Below are 14,381 nucleotides of genomic sequence, written 5' to 3'. Positions count from 1 at the left end.
CGCCCGCCGTGATTCCGGCCGCTATAGTGGCGGCCTCATCCAACCGGAGGTTGTCTATGTCGATGCGTACCCGCGCGGTGTGTGGCGTCCTCGCCGCCGCCCTGTTCACCCAGCTGACCGCTTGCGGCTCCCTGTTCTACCCCGAGCGCCGCGGCCAGATCACCGGCAGTGGCCGTATCGACCCGGGCATCGTCGCCCTCGATGCCATCGGCCTGCTGTTCTACATCATCCCCGGCCTGGTCGCCTTTGGCGTGGACTTCGCCACCGGTGCCATCTATCTGCCCGAGAACCGCCGTGCCGAGGTGGATCCGGCCGAGCTGAACAAGGCGGTCAACCCGGACGGCAGCGTCGATCGCGCACGCCTCAAGGCGATCATCCAGCAGGCCACCGGCCATAACCTGCCGCTGGACGACCCGCGCCTGCTGCAACGCAGTGGCAACACCGAACAGCTCGCCAGCCTGGGCCTCTCCCCGCACGCCTGATGAGCGATCCGCACCGCACCGAGCGGCTGTTGCGTCGCGCCACGGCCGCCTCGGTAGCGGTGGCGACGACGCTGATCCTGGCCAAGGCCGTCGCCTGGTGGTTCAGCGGTTCGGTCAGCCTGCTCGCCGGCCTGACTGATTCGCTGCTCGACGGCCTGGCCTCGGTCTTCAACCTGCTGGCGGTGCACTACGCCCTCAAGCCGGCGGACGACGACCACCGCTATGGCCATGGCAAGGCGGAGTCTCTGGCCGGCATCGCCCAGGCGGTGTTCATCGGCGTCAGCGCAGTGCTCATCGCCTGGCAGGCCATCGGCCGCCTGCAACACCCCGAGCCCCTCGGCGCCCATGCCCTGGGCATCGCCGTCACCCTGTTTTCCCTGGCCCTGACTGCCATGCTGGTGGCCTACCAGCAGCACGTCATCCGCCTTACCGACTCCACGGTGGTCCGCGCCGACGCCCTGCACTATCGCTCCGACCTGCTGCTCAACGTCGGCATCCTGATCGCCCTGGCGCTGACCGGCTTCGGCTGGTACTGGCTGGATCCACTGTTCGGCCTGGCCATCGCCCTCTACATCCTCTGGAGCGCCTACGGCATCGCCCGTGACTCCTTCGGCGTGCTGATGGACCAGGAACTGCCCGCCGACATCAGCGAGCACATGCTGCAGCTGGCCTGCCAGGTACCTGGCGTGATCGGTGCCCATGACCTGCGTACCCGTCTCTCCGGCAATCACTGGTTCGTGCAACTGCATCTGGAGCTGCCGGGGCAGATGAGCCTGTCGCGCGCCCATGTGCTGTGCGACGAGGTCGAGGCGGCCATCTGCGCCGAATACCCCCAGGCCGAGGTGCTGGTCCACGCCGATCCGCTGGATGCACCGGACGTCCCCCACCGTCATCCCCTGCCGCCCGCCACCTGAGCGGAACCCGGCGCCGCTGCGTTCTCTCGAATCTGCAAGCCTGATTCGGAGAGCGTTCCAGAGAGCGCCGGGAGATGACCATGAATACCCTGCACCCGGTCGCGCGCCTTGCGGACCTGCGTGAAGACCGCGGTACCGCGGTCGAGATCGAAGACACCACCATCCTGCTGCTGCGCGTCGGCGACGAGGTGCGGGCCTTTCAGGCCAACTGTCCCCATGCCGGCGCCCCGCTGGCCGAGGGTGCCGTCTGCCAGGGGCGGCTGGTTTGTCCCTGGCACAAGGCGAGCTTCGCCTTGGATGACGGCAGCCTCTGCGAACCACCCGCGCTGGACGCCCTGCAGCGCTACCCGGTGGAGGTGCGCGATGGCGAGGTGCTGGTCGGTACCGAGCCACTGCCCGCACAAGCGGCCGAAATCCAGCGTGACGAGCGCCTGTTCGTCGTCGTTGGCGCTGGCGCCGCAGGCACGGCCGCCGCCGCTGCCCTGCGTGAGTTCGGCTTTGGCGGCCGCCTCGTGCTGATCGGCCAGGAACCGGGCGAGCCCTATGATCGTACCGCCCTGTCCAAATTCGTCCTCCAGGGCGACAAGGCCCCGGAAGAGGCTCCACCGCTGCGCGATGCCGACTTCTTCCGTCAGCAGCACATCGAACGCCTGCACGCCGAGGTGGTGCGCCTGGATGCCCAGGTACGCCAGCTGGAACTAAGCAATGGCCAGACCCTGGACTATGACGGTTGCGTACTAGCCACTGGCGGCGAGCCCAAACCCCTGGCCGTGCCAGGCGCCAACCTCCGGGGCATCCACCTGTTGCGGACCCGCGCTGACGCGGCCGCCATCCTGGCCGACCTGCCCGACGAGGGCCGGGCGGTGATCGTCGGTGCCAGCTTCATCGGCCTGGAAGCCGCCTCCGCTCTGCGCAAGCAGGGCCTGGCAGTGGACGTCATCTCTCCCGCCTCCCTGCCCTTCGTCAAACAGATGGGTGAGACCCTGGGTCAGCACTTCAAGACCCTGCACGAGGCCAATGGCGTCACCTTTCATGCGCCCCACGAGGTGGTGGGCTTCGAAGGCGAGGGTCAGGTCCGGCAGGTCAGACTCAAGGACGGTACCCGTCTACCTGCCGATGTCGTACTGGTAGGCACCGGCATCGCTCCGGCGACGGCTTTCCTCGCCAACCTGTCTCTGGCGGACGATGGCAGCGTACCGGTGGATGCCCAGCTCAAGGCCGCGGAAGGCCTCTACGCCGCTGGCGACCTGGCCACCTTCCCCTATGCCGGCCGGCCCACCCGGATCGAGCACTGGCGCCTGGCCCAGCAGCACGGCCGCCTGGCCGCGCGTAATCTGCTCGGCGAGGCCGAGGCCTATGCCGACGTCCCCTTCTTCTGGACCCTGCACCACGGCAAGCGTTACGAATACCTCGGCCACCCCCGCCAGTGGGATGACATGCACCTCGACGGCAGCCTGGGTGACCAGACCTTCGTCGCCCTGTTGCTGGCCGAGGATCTGGTAGTGGGTGTAGTCGCCTGCCAACGAGAGCGTGCTACTGCCATCCTGGCCCAGCGTCTGCGCCAGCCCTTGAAACGAGCTGAGGCGCTGGACATCGTCCAGGCCAACTGAGGAACTACCATGGCCAATCCCTATCGCGTCGGCCTGATCGCCGACACCCATGGCCTGATGCGCCCCCAGGCACTGGAGGCCCTGGCCGGCAGCGATTTCATCCTGCATGCCGGCGACATCGGCAAGCCCGAGATTCTCGATGCGCTGCGCGAGCTGGCCCCCCTGGCCGTGGTCCGGGGCAACAACGACGATGTGCCCTGGGCCGACGACATCCCCGAGCGCGTCACCCTGACCCTGGCCGACATTGGCATCCATATGCTGCATATCCTGCCGGAACTGGACCTGCAGACCGCCGGTGCCGCGGTGCGGGTGGTAGTCAGCGGCCACTCGCACAAGCCGCTGATCGAAGAGCGCGATGGCGTACTCTACGTCAACCCGGGAAGCGCCGGTCCGCGCCGCTTTCGATTGCCGATCAGCGTCGGCCGCCTGACCTTGGACGCCGGCCAGATCCAGGCCGAGATCCTGGAACTCACCCCCTGAAGGAACCCCGATGAGCATCTCCTACCACTCCTACGAACCCAGTCAGGGCCATGGCCTGCCCCATGATCCCTTCAACGCCATCATCGCGCCGCGTCCCATCGGCTGGATTTCCTCCCATAGCGAAAGCGGCGTGCTGAACCTGGCGCCCTACAGCTTCTTCAACGCCTTCAACTACAAGCCGCCGCTGATCGGCTTTTCCAGCCAGGGCTACAAGGACAGCGTGGCCAACATCGAGCGCACCGGTGAATTCGTCTGGAACCTGGCGACCCGCGAGCTGGCCGAGGAGATGAACGCCAGCAGCGCCATGGTAGGTCCGGAGGTGGACGAATTCGCCCTGGCCGGCCTGGAGCCTGCCCCCTCGACGATCGTCAAGGTGCCGCGGGTCGCCCGTGCCCAGGTGGCTTTCGAATGCAAGTTGAGCCAGATTGTGCGCCTCAAGACCGCCGCCGGCGACGAGCTGGACCAGTGGCTGGTGCTCGGCGAGGTGGTCGCCGCCCATATCGACCAGCGCCTGCTCAAGGACGGTATCTACCAGACTGCCGCGGCTCGTCCCATCGTCCGTGGCGGTGGCCCGGCCGACTACTTCGAGATCACCGAATCGGCGCTGTTCCGCATGCGTCGCCCCGGCTGATCGACCGGCGCTGGAAGGCAAAACGGCGCCCTTGGGCGCCGTTTTTTCTAGCGAAATGGCTTAGCCTGCACTGACACGGAAATTGAGCCGAGGGAAATGCACCTGGATCGCACCCAGTCGCTCATCGTGGCGCAAGAGCACCAGGGATTCGCTATCGGCATGGACCAACTCGCCCACCACCGGGTCCACCCCGTAGTCGGTCGCGGCCACGCTGACCCGCTCACCCCAGGCAAAGCCTTCCACCGGAATGGCCTGATCACGAGGTAGCGCCTCAGGCTCGGCTGTCTGCGCGATGACCAGCGCCTCCTCGGCCTGGAGCTCTTCGTGGGTACCGTGGCCAAAACCCAGCACCCGCGCGAACCAGGCGGCGATCTCGGGTCGTTCGTCGACCAGGGGCGCCAGTTGCGGCGTGCTCTTGAGGAACCAGAAGTTGTGGGCCAGGGCGATGTCGGCCACCGAGGGCGCGCCGAAGAGGAATTCACCCTGGCTGCGCTGCAGCTGCGTCTCCAGCCGCGACAACAGGGTCGGCAACTGCTGCCGAGCCTGCTCGGGCGTCAGCCGGCTCAGGCTGCCACCGCTGAACAGCGCCTTGCGGTCATCCAGAAAGGCCTGGGCCTGCTCCGGCGGCAGACTGGCCAGGCGCGGCCCCATGATCTCCGGCTGGAACATCAACGCCACGGCGTGCTGAAACAACACCGAGTCCGCCCAGCCGGCAAAGGCGGCCACGACCGCCTCCTGGCCTTCCGGAAACAGCGCCGGTACGGCTTTTTCCGCCTCCAGGCGGCGAGCGATCAGCGCCGTGTCGCAATAGACGTCCGCACCCACCTGCAGCACCGGAGTCCTGCGATAACCACCGGTGAGCGCCACCAGCTCGGGCTTGGGCAGCATCCGCGGAATGATCACCGAACGCCAGGCGAGACCCTTGAAGCCCAACAGCAGGCGCGCCTTCTCGGCGAAGGGCGATTGCCAGTAGTGATGCAGAATCAGCTCGGACATGACAGCACTCCTGAATCAGCCGTGGACCGTGGGCCGGACAGGGCCAGCACCAGGGATTCCTTGGCTCGTTTGGGTAGCTTCTTGATCTGGATCTCGCGGCGCAAGGCGGCCGACTTGTCGGTGCAGGCTTCGACATAGACCAGCGCCTGGGCCGGGCTGGAAGCGAAGAAGCGGGCACCACGGCCACTGCGGTGCTGGGCGAAGCGGCGCTCGGGATCATCGCTGATGCCGCAATAGAGCGCCTGGTTCTCGGCGCGCACCAGGTAGACATACCAGGTGCGCGCGGGTGGCTGGGGGATATCGCTCACCGTCAGGCGAACCACTCCCGGGCGGTACGCCAGACGCACACGCCAACGAAGTAGATGCCGCTGGCGAACCAGAGCACCATCAGCCACAGCGGCTTGTCGGGGTGCAGGAACACCATCATGGCGCTGCTGAGCAGCCAGATGGAGGTAATAGTGATGTTCACCGCCATCAGCTGACGGACGCGGAAGGGGTGCAGGAACTTGACCCGGGTCAGGGTCAGGGCGGCCAGTACCAGCACCACCGCCATGCTGAACCAGGGCGCCAGGTCCAGCACGTAGAAATACAGCGCCACCACGTTCCAGGCCGCAGGAAAGCCGATGAAATAGTTGTCGGCGCTCTTCATGTTCACATTGCAGAAACAGAACAGTGACGACAATAGGATGATGCCCACCGCCACCAGCTCGAAGTGCAGCGGCAAGGGTACGAAGCGATAGATGAAGATCGCTGGAATGAAGACATAGGTCAGGTAATCGACCACCAGGTCCAGCGCGGAACCATCGAAATGGGGCAGGACCCGCTTGACCTCGAACTTGCGGGCCAGGGTGCCGTCGAGACCATCGACGAGCAGCGCGATGCCGAGCCACATCAGGCAACCCTTGGGTTGACCGTCGACCAGAGCGAGCAGCGCCAGAAGCGCGAGGATCACACCACTGGAGGTCACCGCATGGGCGCCCCAGGCCTTGGCTTTTGTCAGCATGAGCGGATGGGAAATGGAGTTCACGGGCGTCTCTCTATGATGACGGCTTCGACTGCCCGTTGCACCGCACGTTCTCGCGATGCGGTACGGAATCGACAATGAAGCCGGTGAACGGCAAGGCGGACCTTGACCGCCGACCCCGGAAACCGGGCGCCAAACATCGAGGATACCGCGCCTTGAAGTCCTTTGCCCGCCTTCCCGCCGAACGCCCGTGATTGGGTTCGCAGGTAGACCGGGGCGGATGGGTGTCCACCCCGGCCGCGTCTCAGTGCAGGATCTGCCCGAGGAACAGGCGCGTACGCTCGTTCTGCGGATTATCGAAGAACTGGTCCGGTGCGGCCTGTTCGACGATTTCGCCCTTGTCCATGAAGATCACCCGGTTGGCCACGGTGCGGGCGAAGCCCATCTCGTGGGTCACGCACAGCATGGTCATGCCGTCCTGGGCCAGGCCGATCATGGTGTCCAGCACCTCCTTCACCATCTCTGGGTCGAGCGCCGAGGTCGGCTCATCGAACAGCATGATGCGCGGCTGCATGCACAGCGCCCGGGCGATGGCCACGCGCTGCTGCTGGCCACCGGACAGTTGGCCCGGAAACTTGTTGGCCTGCTCGGGAATGCGCACCCGCTGCAGGTAATGCATGGCGATCTCTTCGGCCTGCTTCTTCGGCAGCTTGCGCACCCACATGGGCGCCAGGGTGCAGTTCTGCAACACGGTCAGGTGCGGGAAGAGGTTGAAATGCTGGAACACCATGCCGACTTCGCTGCGAATGGTCTCGATCTGCTTGAGATCGTTGGTCAGCTCGGTGCCGTCGACGATGATCTGACCCTTCTGGTGTTCTTCCAGGCGGTTGATGCAGCGGATGGTGGTGGACTTGCCGGAGCCGGAAGGCCCGCACAGCACGATACGCTCACCCTGGGTGACGGTCAGGTTGATGTCCTTGAGCACGTGGAACTGGCCGTACCACTTGTTCACGTCCTTGAGCTGGATCATGACCTTGCTGCTGTCGACCGGCTGCTTGTTGCTTACGTTCATCTGTTGACTCCTAACGCTTGTGGCCGGTGTTCAGCTTGCGCTCCAGACGGGCGGAATAGCTGGACATGGCAAAACAGAAAACCCAGAAGACCAGCGCGGCGAACACATAGCCTTCGGTGGATAGACCAGGCCACGCCGGGTCGGAAGTAGCACGCTTGATGCTGTTGAGCAGGTCGAACAGGCCGATGATGACCACCAGGCTCGAATCCTTGAACAGCGCGATGAAGGTGTTGACGATGCCGGGGATCACCAGCTTGAGCGCCTGGGGCAGGATCACCAGGCCGGTGGTCCGCCAGTAGCCCAGCCCCATGGCCGCAGCGGCTTCGTACTGGCCCTTGGGAATGGCCTGCATGCCGCCCCGTACCACCTCGGCGATGTAGGCCGCCTCGAAGATGATCACCATGACGATGGCGCGCAACAGCTTGTCCAGGTTCATGCCATCGGGCAGGAACAGCGGCAGCATCACCGACGACAGGAACAGCACCGTGATCAGCGGGATCCCCCGCCAGAACTCGATCATGGTCACGCAGATGACCTTGATCGCCGGCAGCTTGGAGCGGCGCCCCAGGGCCAGCAGGATGCCCAGCGGCAAGGCGCCGACGATGCCCACCGCGGCGATCACCACGGTCAGCATCAGGCCGCCCCACTCGCTGGAGGGCACCACGCGCAGACCGAAGCCGCCATACAGCAGCCAGAAGGCCACCAGCGGATAGATCACCAGCAAGGACAGACCGTAACGGGCCTTGTGCTTGAAGCTGTCGAGGAACAGCGGAATCGCCCCGATCACGGCGATCACCACGGTCAGATCCACGCGCCAGCGCTGATCGCTGGGGTAGAAGCCGTACATGAACTGCCCGAAGCGCTCCTTGATGAACACCCAGCAGGCGCCGCCTGGCACGCAATCGGCACGGGTGCTGCCACTCCAGGTGGCATTGATGAAGGCCCAGTTCACCACCGGCGGCACGATCAGCCAGACGAGGTAGAGACCGAACAGCGTCAGGAGGGTATTGCCGACGCTGGAAAACAGGTTGCCACGAATCCAGGCCCAGGCACCGACGCTGGAGGGCGGCGGCGGCAGGTCCGGTTTGAAGGTATGGGTCTGGTTACTCATACGCGCTCCTTAACGCTCGATCAGCGCGATGCGCTTGTTGTACCAGTTCATCAGGATGCTGATGCTGATGCTGATGGCCAGGTAGACGCTCATGGTGATGGCCATGGTCTCGATGGCCTGACCGGTCTGGTTCAGGACGGTGCCGGCGAACAGCGCCACCATCTCCGGATAGCCGACGGCAGCACCCAGCGACGAGTTCTTCATCAGGTTCAGATACTGGTTGGTCAGCGGCGGAATGATCACCCGCAAGGCCTGGGGAATGATCACCAGCCGCAGGGTAAGCCCCGGACGCAGCCCCAGGGAACTGGCCGCCTCGGTCTGACCGTGGCTGACCGCCTGGATACCGCCGCGCACCGTTTCGCCGATGAAGGCCGCGGTGTAGACCGACAGGGCCAGCGCCAGGGAGACCAGCTCGGGGATGATCACCCAGCCGCCGCGCAGGTTGAAGCCCTGCAGCTCCGGCACTTCCCAGTGCAACGGCCTGCCGAAGACCAGGGCCGCTAGCAGCGGGATCCCGATCAGCAGCGCCAGTACGGTCCACAGCACCGGAAAGCGCTGGCCCGTGGCATGCCGCCGCTTGCGAGCCCAGCGCACCACCACCACGCTGGCGACGATGGCGATGAGCAGCGCGATCAAGCCGGGCAGGAACCCGGCATCGGCGCTCGGCGCGGGCATGTACAGGCCACGGTTGTTGACGAAGAAGGCGTCGCCCAAGCTCAGACTCTGGCGTGGACCCGGCAGGGGCGCGAGCACGGCGAAATAGAAGAAGAAGATCAGCAGCAGCGGTGGAATGTTGCGGAAGGTCTCGATGTAGACCGTGGCGACCTTGCGCAGCAGCCAGTTGTTCGACAGCCGGGCCACACCCACGGTGAAACCGATGATGGTCGCCAGGAAGATGCCGATGACCGACACCAGCAGGGTGTTGAGCAGGCCGACCAGGAAGACCCGCCCGTAGGTATCGCCTTCGCTGTAGGGAATCAGGTGCTGGGGAATGCCGAAGCCGGCGGTATTGTTCAGGAAGCCGAAGCCGGAGGTGATACCCCGGTTGGCAAGGTTGGCCTGCGTGTTGCTGAACAGGAACCAGCCGAAGGCCACGACGGCGACCACGGCCACGATCTGGAACAGCCAGGAGCGCGCCTGCGGATCGGTGAGCAGAGACCCACGGACCGGCGAGGACGGTTTGCTAACGTTTTGCATCTACTAGAAGCCTCATTAAATTCTCGCCCCACAGCGCGGGGAGCGCTGCAGGGCGAGAATCTGCACATCCGGAAGGTGGTCGGCGACTAAGGCGCCGAGATCAACGGACCGGCGGGGCGTACTGCAGACCGCCTGCATTCCACAGGGCGTTGAGGCCGCGCTTGATCTTCAGATCGCTACCCATGCCGACGTTACGCTCGAAAACTTCGCCGTAGTTGCCGACCTGCTTGACGATCTTCACCGCCCAGTCTTTCGGCAGCTTCAGGTCCTTGCCGAATTCGCCATCGGCACCCAGCAGACGACGCACGTCAGGGTTCTTGGAGTCCTTGGCCTGGGCTTCGACGTTGGCGGAGGTCAGACCCAGCTCTTCGGCGTTGACCATGGCGAACAGCGACCACTTGACCACGGTCAGCCAGTCTTCATCGCCACGACGGACGGCCGGCGCCAGCGGCTCCTTGGAGATCACTTCGGGCAGCACAACATAGTCGTCGGGCTTGGACAGTTTGTTGCGCTGGGCGTACAGCTGCGACTGGTCGGAGGTCAGGACGTCGCAACGACCCGCTTCCAGCGACTTGGCGCTTTCGTCCGAGGTGCTGTAGGTGATGGGGGTGAACTTCATACCGTTGGAACGGAAGTAGTCGGCCAGGTTGAGTTCGGTGGTGGTACCGGCCTGGATGCACACGGTAGCGCCGTCCAGTTCCTTGGCGCTCTGCACACCCAGCTTCTTGTTCACCAGGAAGCCCTGGCCATCATAGTAGGTGACGCCTGCGAAGATCAGGCCCATGCCGCCGTCGCGGGAGCTGGTCCAGGTGGTGTTGCGCGACAGCACGTCGATTTCGCCGGATTGCAGCGCGGTGAAGCGCTCCTTGGCGGTCAGGGGCGTGAAGCGAACCTTGGTGGCGTCGCCGAAGACTGCCGCGGCGACGGCCCGGCAGACGTCCACGTCGATACCCTTGTAGTCACCCTTGGAGTCGGTGAAGGAGAAGCCCGGCAGGCCATCGCTGACGCCGCATTGCACGAAACCTTTGTTCTTCACCGCGTCCAGGGTAGCGCCTGCGTGAGCCATGCCGGACAGGCCAAAAGCGGCGGCGGTGGTCAGAATTGCCAGGGTAGACTTCACCATCTTCATCGATAAGCTCCACTTTGTTTATGAGTTACGTTCCAGTCGCACGGCAGCACGATGTCTCTCGCCTGATTGCCGTGGAACCCGCCCACCCGATCCCTGGGCGTCCTTCATCAAGGGATGAAGGTGACGCACTGGAAGGCGTGACGAAGCAGTGAGTCAGTGTTACCTGTTAGTGCACTACCTGGCCGCAACCTAGTTGAGGCAATTTGCGGACCAGTGAAGGCGACAACGCTGCACTTGGCTCAAACCCGGCAATCCCGAGACCTTGAGCAAAAAGCCGGCTAAATAAATTACGAAAATGCGACATGCATTTTGTGCACCATCTGTTACCACGCCCATTTTTAGTGGCACCAAACTGGAGCAAAGCCTTGGAAAGTTCACCTCTTGTGCTGGAATCGACCAGCGGGACCGCCGATAGCTGCGTCATTTGGTTGCACGGCCTGGGCGCAACCCAGCATGACTTCGAACCCGTTGCTGAATTATTGCAGCGCACCCTGACCACCACCCGTTTCATTCTGCCCCAGGCACCTACCCGTCCCGTCACCATCAACGGCGGCTGGGCCATGCCGTCCTGGTACGACATCTTGGCAATGAATCCGGCACGGGCCATCGATCGCGCCCAGTTAGAAGAATCGGCTGCCAGCGTGCATGCCTTGATCGAGGCCCAGCGGGCCCAGGGCATCGCAGCTGAACGCATCCTGCTCGCAGGCTTCTCCCAGGGCGGTGCCGTGGTACTGCACACCGCCTACAACACCTCCTGCATCACCCTCGGCGGTGTCCTGGCGCTATCGACCTATGCCCCCAGCTTCGAAAACGATCAGACCAACCGGGGTGGTACCACCCCGGCGCTGTGCCTGCACGGCAGTCAGGACGACGTCGTACCGCTAGCTTTGGGGCGCGCCGCCTACGACGCCCTGGCTGCCGCAGGCGTTGAAGCGCTCTGGCGCGACTATCCCATGCGCCACGAAGTCATTCCGGCGGAAATCCAGGACATCCAGGCCTGGCTGCTGACACGTCTGGGCGGAAAATAAAGGAATGCTGGCGGTGCGGTGACGTTTTTGGAAACCGGTCGACAATTCCCGTCATCAGGTCGCAAACAGAGGCTCACGAAGGGAAAAGCGAACGAACTTTGCGGTACCCATCCGGTCCAGTAGGGGTGCCTGAAGGTCGTGATTTGCATGGAGCAGCTATGGTCCGAGTTTTCCTTTCAGCCCCCGAGGTGATGTGTTGATGGCTGCCCCCTTGTCGGTATGGCTGGCCGAAGTTCCGGTCGCGTCTCTGAAAGACCTCCGCCTGTTCAAGGGTGTGGAGAACTTTCTGCTGGAAGCGCTCATCGCCCGCTCGGTCACCCGTAGCCTGGTGGCAGGCGAATGCCTGCTGTCACCGGCCATGACCAACCAGTACATGTACCTTATTCTGGAAGGTCGGCTGCGGGTCCACCTGGGCTCGCCGGACAATCCCCCCATCTATCTGCTCGGCCCGGGCGAGTGCTCTGGCGAGATCAGCTTCATGGACAGCGAGCGGCCCAGCGCCCATGTCATCGCCGAGGCCGATACCCAGGTGCTCTGCCTGCATCGCGACCTGGTACTCGAACTGATCGAGCGCTCCTCCAAGGCCATGCACAACCTGCTCGGCATCCTCTGCGAGCGGATGCGCCGTGGCAACCAGCTCATCGTCGATACCGAGCGCAATGCCAACGTCGATACGCTCACCGGCCTCTTCAATCGTCGCCGCCTGGAGCAGCTGTTCGAGCGCGAAAGCACCCGCTGTGCCTTCAATCGACAGCCCCTGAGCCTGCTGATGCTCGATGTGGACCACTTCAAGCGCTACAACGATACCCACGGCCACCTGGCGGGCGACTATGCCCTGTGCCTGGTCGCCAACACCTTGCGCGACCAGCTGAGACCCAAGGACAGCATGGCGCGCTATGGTGGCGAGGAATTCGTCATCCTGTTGCCAGAGATCGATCGCGACGAGGCGATTGCCATCGCTGAACGGCTGCGCCAGAGCCTGGCGGAGATCAAGGACTTCTATTCGCCCTGCGGCAAGCTGCCGGGCGTTACGGTATCGATCGGACTGGCCCAGATGCGCAAGGCCGACTCCCTGGAGGAGCTGGTAGGGCGCGCGGACAAGTCGCTCTATCAGGCCAAGAATGCCGGGCGCAATCGGATCAGCGGCTGATCCGATTGCGCCCGTGTTCGGCAGGTAGTTGTTGCCGGGCACGTCGGTTGCTTTACACTGCGGTCTCATTCCGCTTTCGATGATCGAGACCCTCCGTGCTCAAGGCACTCAAAAAATTTCTGGGCAAGGATCAAGAGGTCGCTCAGCCGACCCCCTCTCCTGCGCCCCAAGCTACCCCCAGCGTCGCTCCCGCAGCTCCCTCCGCTCCCGCCCCGGCCGCACTCGAGCCCCAGGTCGAGCGGCCGCCACGCAAACCCCGGAACCAGAACGAAGCCCGCGCCCAGGAGCCCTGCCCTCAGGCGGACAAGACTGCCAAGCCGCGTCGTGAACGCAGCCCGCGCAAGCCCAAGCCGGTTGACACCTGGAAGCTGGAAGACTTCGCGGTCGAGCCGCAGGAAGGCAAGACGCGCTTCCACGACTTCAAGCTGGATCCGCGCCTGATGCACGGCATCCATGACCTTGGCTTTCCCTACTGCACGCCGATCCAGGCGGAAGTACTGGGCTTTACCCTCAAGGGCAAGGACGCCATTGGCCGTGCGCAGACCGGCACCGGCAAGACCGCTGCTTTCCTGATCTCGACGATCACCCAGCTGCTGACCACCCCGCCGCCCAAGGAAAGGTACATGGGTGAGCCGCGGGCACTGATCATCGCGCCAACCCGCGAGCTGGTGGTGCAGATCGCCAACGACGCCCTGGATCTGGCCAAGTACACCGGCCTGAATGTCATGAGCTTTGTCGGCGGCATGGACTTCGACAAGCAGCTCAAGCAGCTCGAAGCACGCTATTGCGACATCCTGGTCGCCACCCCCGGCCGTCTGCTGGACTTCAACCAGCGCGGTGAGGTGCACCTGGATATGGTCGAGGTGATGGTGCTGGACGAGGCCGACCGCATGCTGGACATGGGCTTCATCCCCCAGGTCCGCCAGATCATCCGCCAGACGCCGCCCAAGAGCGAACGCCAGACCCTGCTGTTCTCCGCCACCTTCACCGATGACGTGATGAACCTGGCACGGCAGTGGACCACCGATCCGGCCATCGTCGAGATCGAGCCGGAAAGCGTGGCCAGCGATACCGTCGAGCAGCACGTCTACGCCGTGTCCTCCAGCGACAAGTATCGCCTGCTCTACAACCTGGTCGCCCAGAACAACTGGGAGCGGGTGATGGTGTTCGCCAACCGTCGCGACGAGGTGCGCCGTATCGAAGAGCGCCTGACCAAGGACGGCATCAGCGCGGCCCAGATGTCCGGCGACGTACCTCAGCACAAGCGTATCAAGACCCTCGAAGGCTTCCGCGCCGGCAAGATCCGCGTGCTGGTGGCGACCGACGTGGCCGGTCGCGGCATTCACGTCGACGGCATCAGCCACGTGATCAACTTCACCTTGCCGGAAGACCCGGACGACTACGTGCACCGCATCGGCCGTACCGGCCGCGCTGGCGCCACCGGCACCTCCATCAGCTTCGCCGGCGAAGACGACTCCTTCGCCCTGCCACCCATCGAAGCCCTGCTGGGCCGCAAGATCGGCTGCGAGATGCCGCCGGCCGAGCTGCTCAAGCCGGTCCCGCGGCAGCGTTGAGACCAGCGCCACTGCCGAAGGCTGCCCTGCCGGTCTCGCCAGG

Annotated in this window: 15 protein-coding genes; 8 read left to right on the top strand and 7 right to left on the bottom strand. The window is 64.4% G+C overall.

From position 1 onward, the window contains the following. Window positions 1-56: 56 nt before the first annotated feature. The 5 genes from ACUCV0_RS15685 to ACUCV0_RS15665 all read left to right on the top strand — a co-directional run bounded on the left by ACUCV0_RS15685 (window position 57) and on the right by ACUCV0_RS15665 (window position 4,117). On the top strand, window positions 57-482 hold the full coding sequence (locus tag ACUCV0_RS15685; protein ID WP_482213079.1) for a polyribonucleotide nucleotidyltransferase: 426 nt from the start codon (window positions 57-59) through the stop codon (window positions 480-482). After that, a complete protein-coding gene (locus ACUCV0_RS15680; protein WP_059313661.1) occupies window positions 482-1,396 on the top strand; it encodes a cation diffusion facilitator family transporter in 915 nt (304 codons plus the stop codon). Before ACUCV0_RS15685 ends, ACUCV0_RS15680 begins: the two co-directional genes overlap by 1 nt. A gap of 80 nt (window positions 1,397-1,476) precedes the next feature. Then, on the top strand, window positions 1,477-3,006 hold the full coding sequence (locus ACUCV0_RS15675; protein ID WP_482213078.1) for an FAD-dependent oxidoreductase: 1,530 nt from the start codon (window positions 1,477-1,479) through the stop codon (window positions 3,004-3,006). A 9-nt stretch (window positions 3,007-3,015) separates the two neighbouring features. Beyond that, window positions 3,016-3,486 carry a metallophosphoesterase family protein gene (locus tag ACUCV0_RS15670; RefSeq protein ID WP_323149203.1) on the top strand — a complete coding sequence of 157 codons (471 nt, stop codon included), beginning with the start codon at window positions 3,016-3,018 and terminating at the stop codon, window positions 3,484-3,486. 10 nt (window positions 3,487-3,496) lie between these two features. Continuing rightward, entirely contained in the window at window positions 3,497-4,117 is a 621-nt protein-coding gene (locus tag ACUCV0_RS15665; protein ID WP_482213077.1) for a flavin reductase family protein, read from the top strand. A 60-nt stretch (window positions 4,118-4,177) separates the two neighbouring features. Here the strand turns inward: ACUCV0_RS15665 and ACUCV0_RS15660 are convergent, their stop codons facing one another. The 7 genes from ACUCV0_RS15660 to ACUCV0_RS15630 all read right to left on the bottom strand — a co-directional run bounded on the left by ACUCV0_RS15660 (window position 4,178) and on the right by ACUCV0_RS15630 (window position 10,586). Continuing rightward, window positions 4,178-5,113: a glutathione S-transferase family protein gene (locus ACUCV0_RS15660; protein WP_482213076.1), complete on the bottom strand. Its 936-nt coding sequence runs from the start codon at window positions 5,111-5,113 to the stop codon at window positions 4,178-4,180. Further along, window positions 5,101-5,421, bottom strand: a complete 321-nt coding sequence (locus ACUCV0_RS15655) for a GIY-YIG nuclease family protein (protein ID WP_482213075.1) — start codon at window positions 5,419-5,421, stop codon at window positions 5,101-5,103. Before ACUCV0_RS15655 ends, ACUCV0_RS15660 begins: the two co-directional genes overlap by 13 nt. Before the next feature lie 2 nt (window positions 5,422-5,423). After that, entirely contained in the window at window positions 5,424-6,116 is a 693-nt protein-coding gene (gene pcsA, locus ACUCV0_RS15650; protein WP_482213131.1) for a phosphatidylcholine synthase, read from the bottom strand. Window positions 6,117-6,381: 265 nt separating this feature from the next. Further along, the gene (locus ACUCV0_RS15645; protein WP_039976153.1) at window positions 6,382-7,149 is read right to left on the bottom strand and encodes an amino acid ABC transporter ATP-binding protein; all 768 of its coding nucleotides are present in this window, start codon (window positions 7,147-7,149) and stop codon (window positions 6,382-6,384) included. 10 nt (window positions 7,150-7,159) lie between these two features. After that, window positions 7,160-8,260 carry an amino acid ABC transporter permease gene (locus tag ACUCV0_RS15640; RefSeq protein WP_059313647.1) on the bottom strand — a complete coding sequence of 367 codons (1,101 nt, stop codon included), beginning with the start codon at window positions 8,258-8,260 and terminating at the stop codon, window positions 7,160-7,162. A 9-nt stretch (window positions 8,261-8,269) separates the two neighbouring features. Next, the gene (locus tag ACUCV0_RS15635; RefSeq protein ID WP_271653938.1) at window positions 8,270-9,457 is read right to left on the bottom strand and encodes an amino acid ABC transporter permease; all 1,188 of its coding nucleotides are present in this window, start codon (window positions 9,455-9,457) and stop codon (window positions 8,270-8,272) included. Between the two features lie 100 nt (window positions 9,458-9,557). Further along, on the bottom strand, window positions 9,558-10,586 hold the full coding sequence (locus ACUCV0_RS15630) for an amino acid ABC transporter substrate-binding protein (RefSeq protein WP_434775805.1): 1,029 nt from the start codon (window positions 10,584-10,586) through the stop codon (window positions 9,558-9,560). Window positions 10,587-10,969: 383 nt separating this feature from the next. Between ACUCV0_RS15630 and ACUCV0_RS15625 the strand changes: the two genes are divergently transcribed. The 3 genes from ACUCV0_RS15625 to rhlB all read left to right on the top strand — a co-directional run bounded on the left by ACUCV0_RS15625 (window position 10,970) and on the right by rhlB (window position 14,338). Further along, entirely contained in the window at window positions 10,970-11,614 is a 645-nt protein-coding gene (locus tag ACUCV0_RS15625; protein WP_482213130.1) for an alpha/beta hydrolase, read from the top strand. Window positions 11,615-11,813: 199 nt separating this feature from the next. Next, window positions 11,814-12,764 (top strand): GGDEF domain-containing protein, encoded by a 951-nt coding sequence (locus ACUCV0_RS15620; protein ID WP_313647399.1) that lies wholly within the window; start codon window positions 11,814-11,816, stop codon window positions 12,762-12,764. A gap of 95 nt (window positions 12,765-12,859) precedes the next feature. Further along, window positions 12,860-14,338 (top strand): ATP-dependent RNA helicase RhlB, encoded by a 1,479-nt coding sequence (rhlB, locus tag ACUCV0_RS15615; RefSeq protein ID WP_482213074.1) that lies wholly within the window; start codon window positions 12,860-12,862, stop codon window positions 14,336-14,338. The last annotated feature ends 43 nt before the right edge of the window (window positions 14,339-14,381 follow it).

It is taken from the genome of Pseudomonas sp. VMV1, from assembly GCF_056790235.1.
Note: the sequence above shows the minus strand (reverse complement) of the source record. Positions and strands in the feature narration are given on the sequence as shown.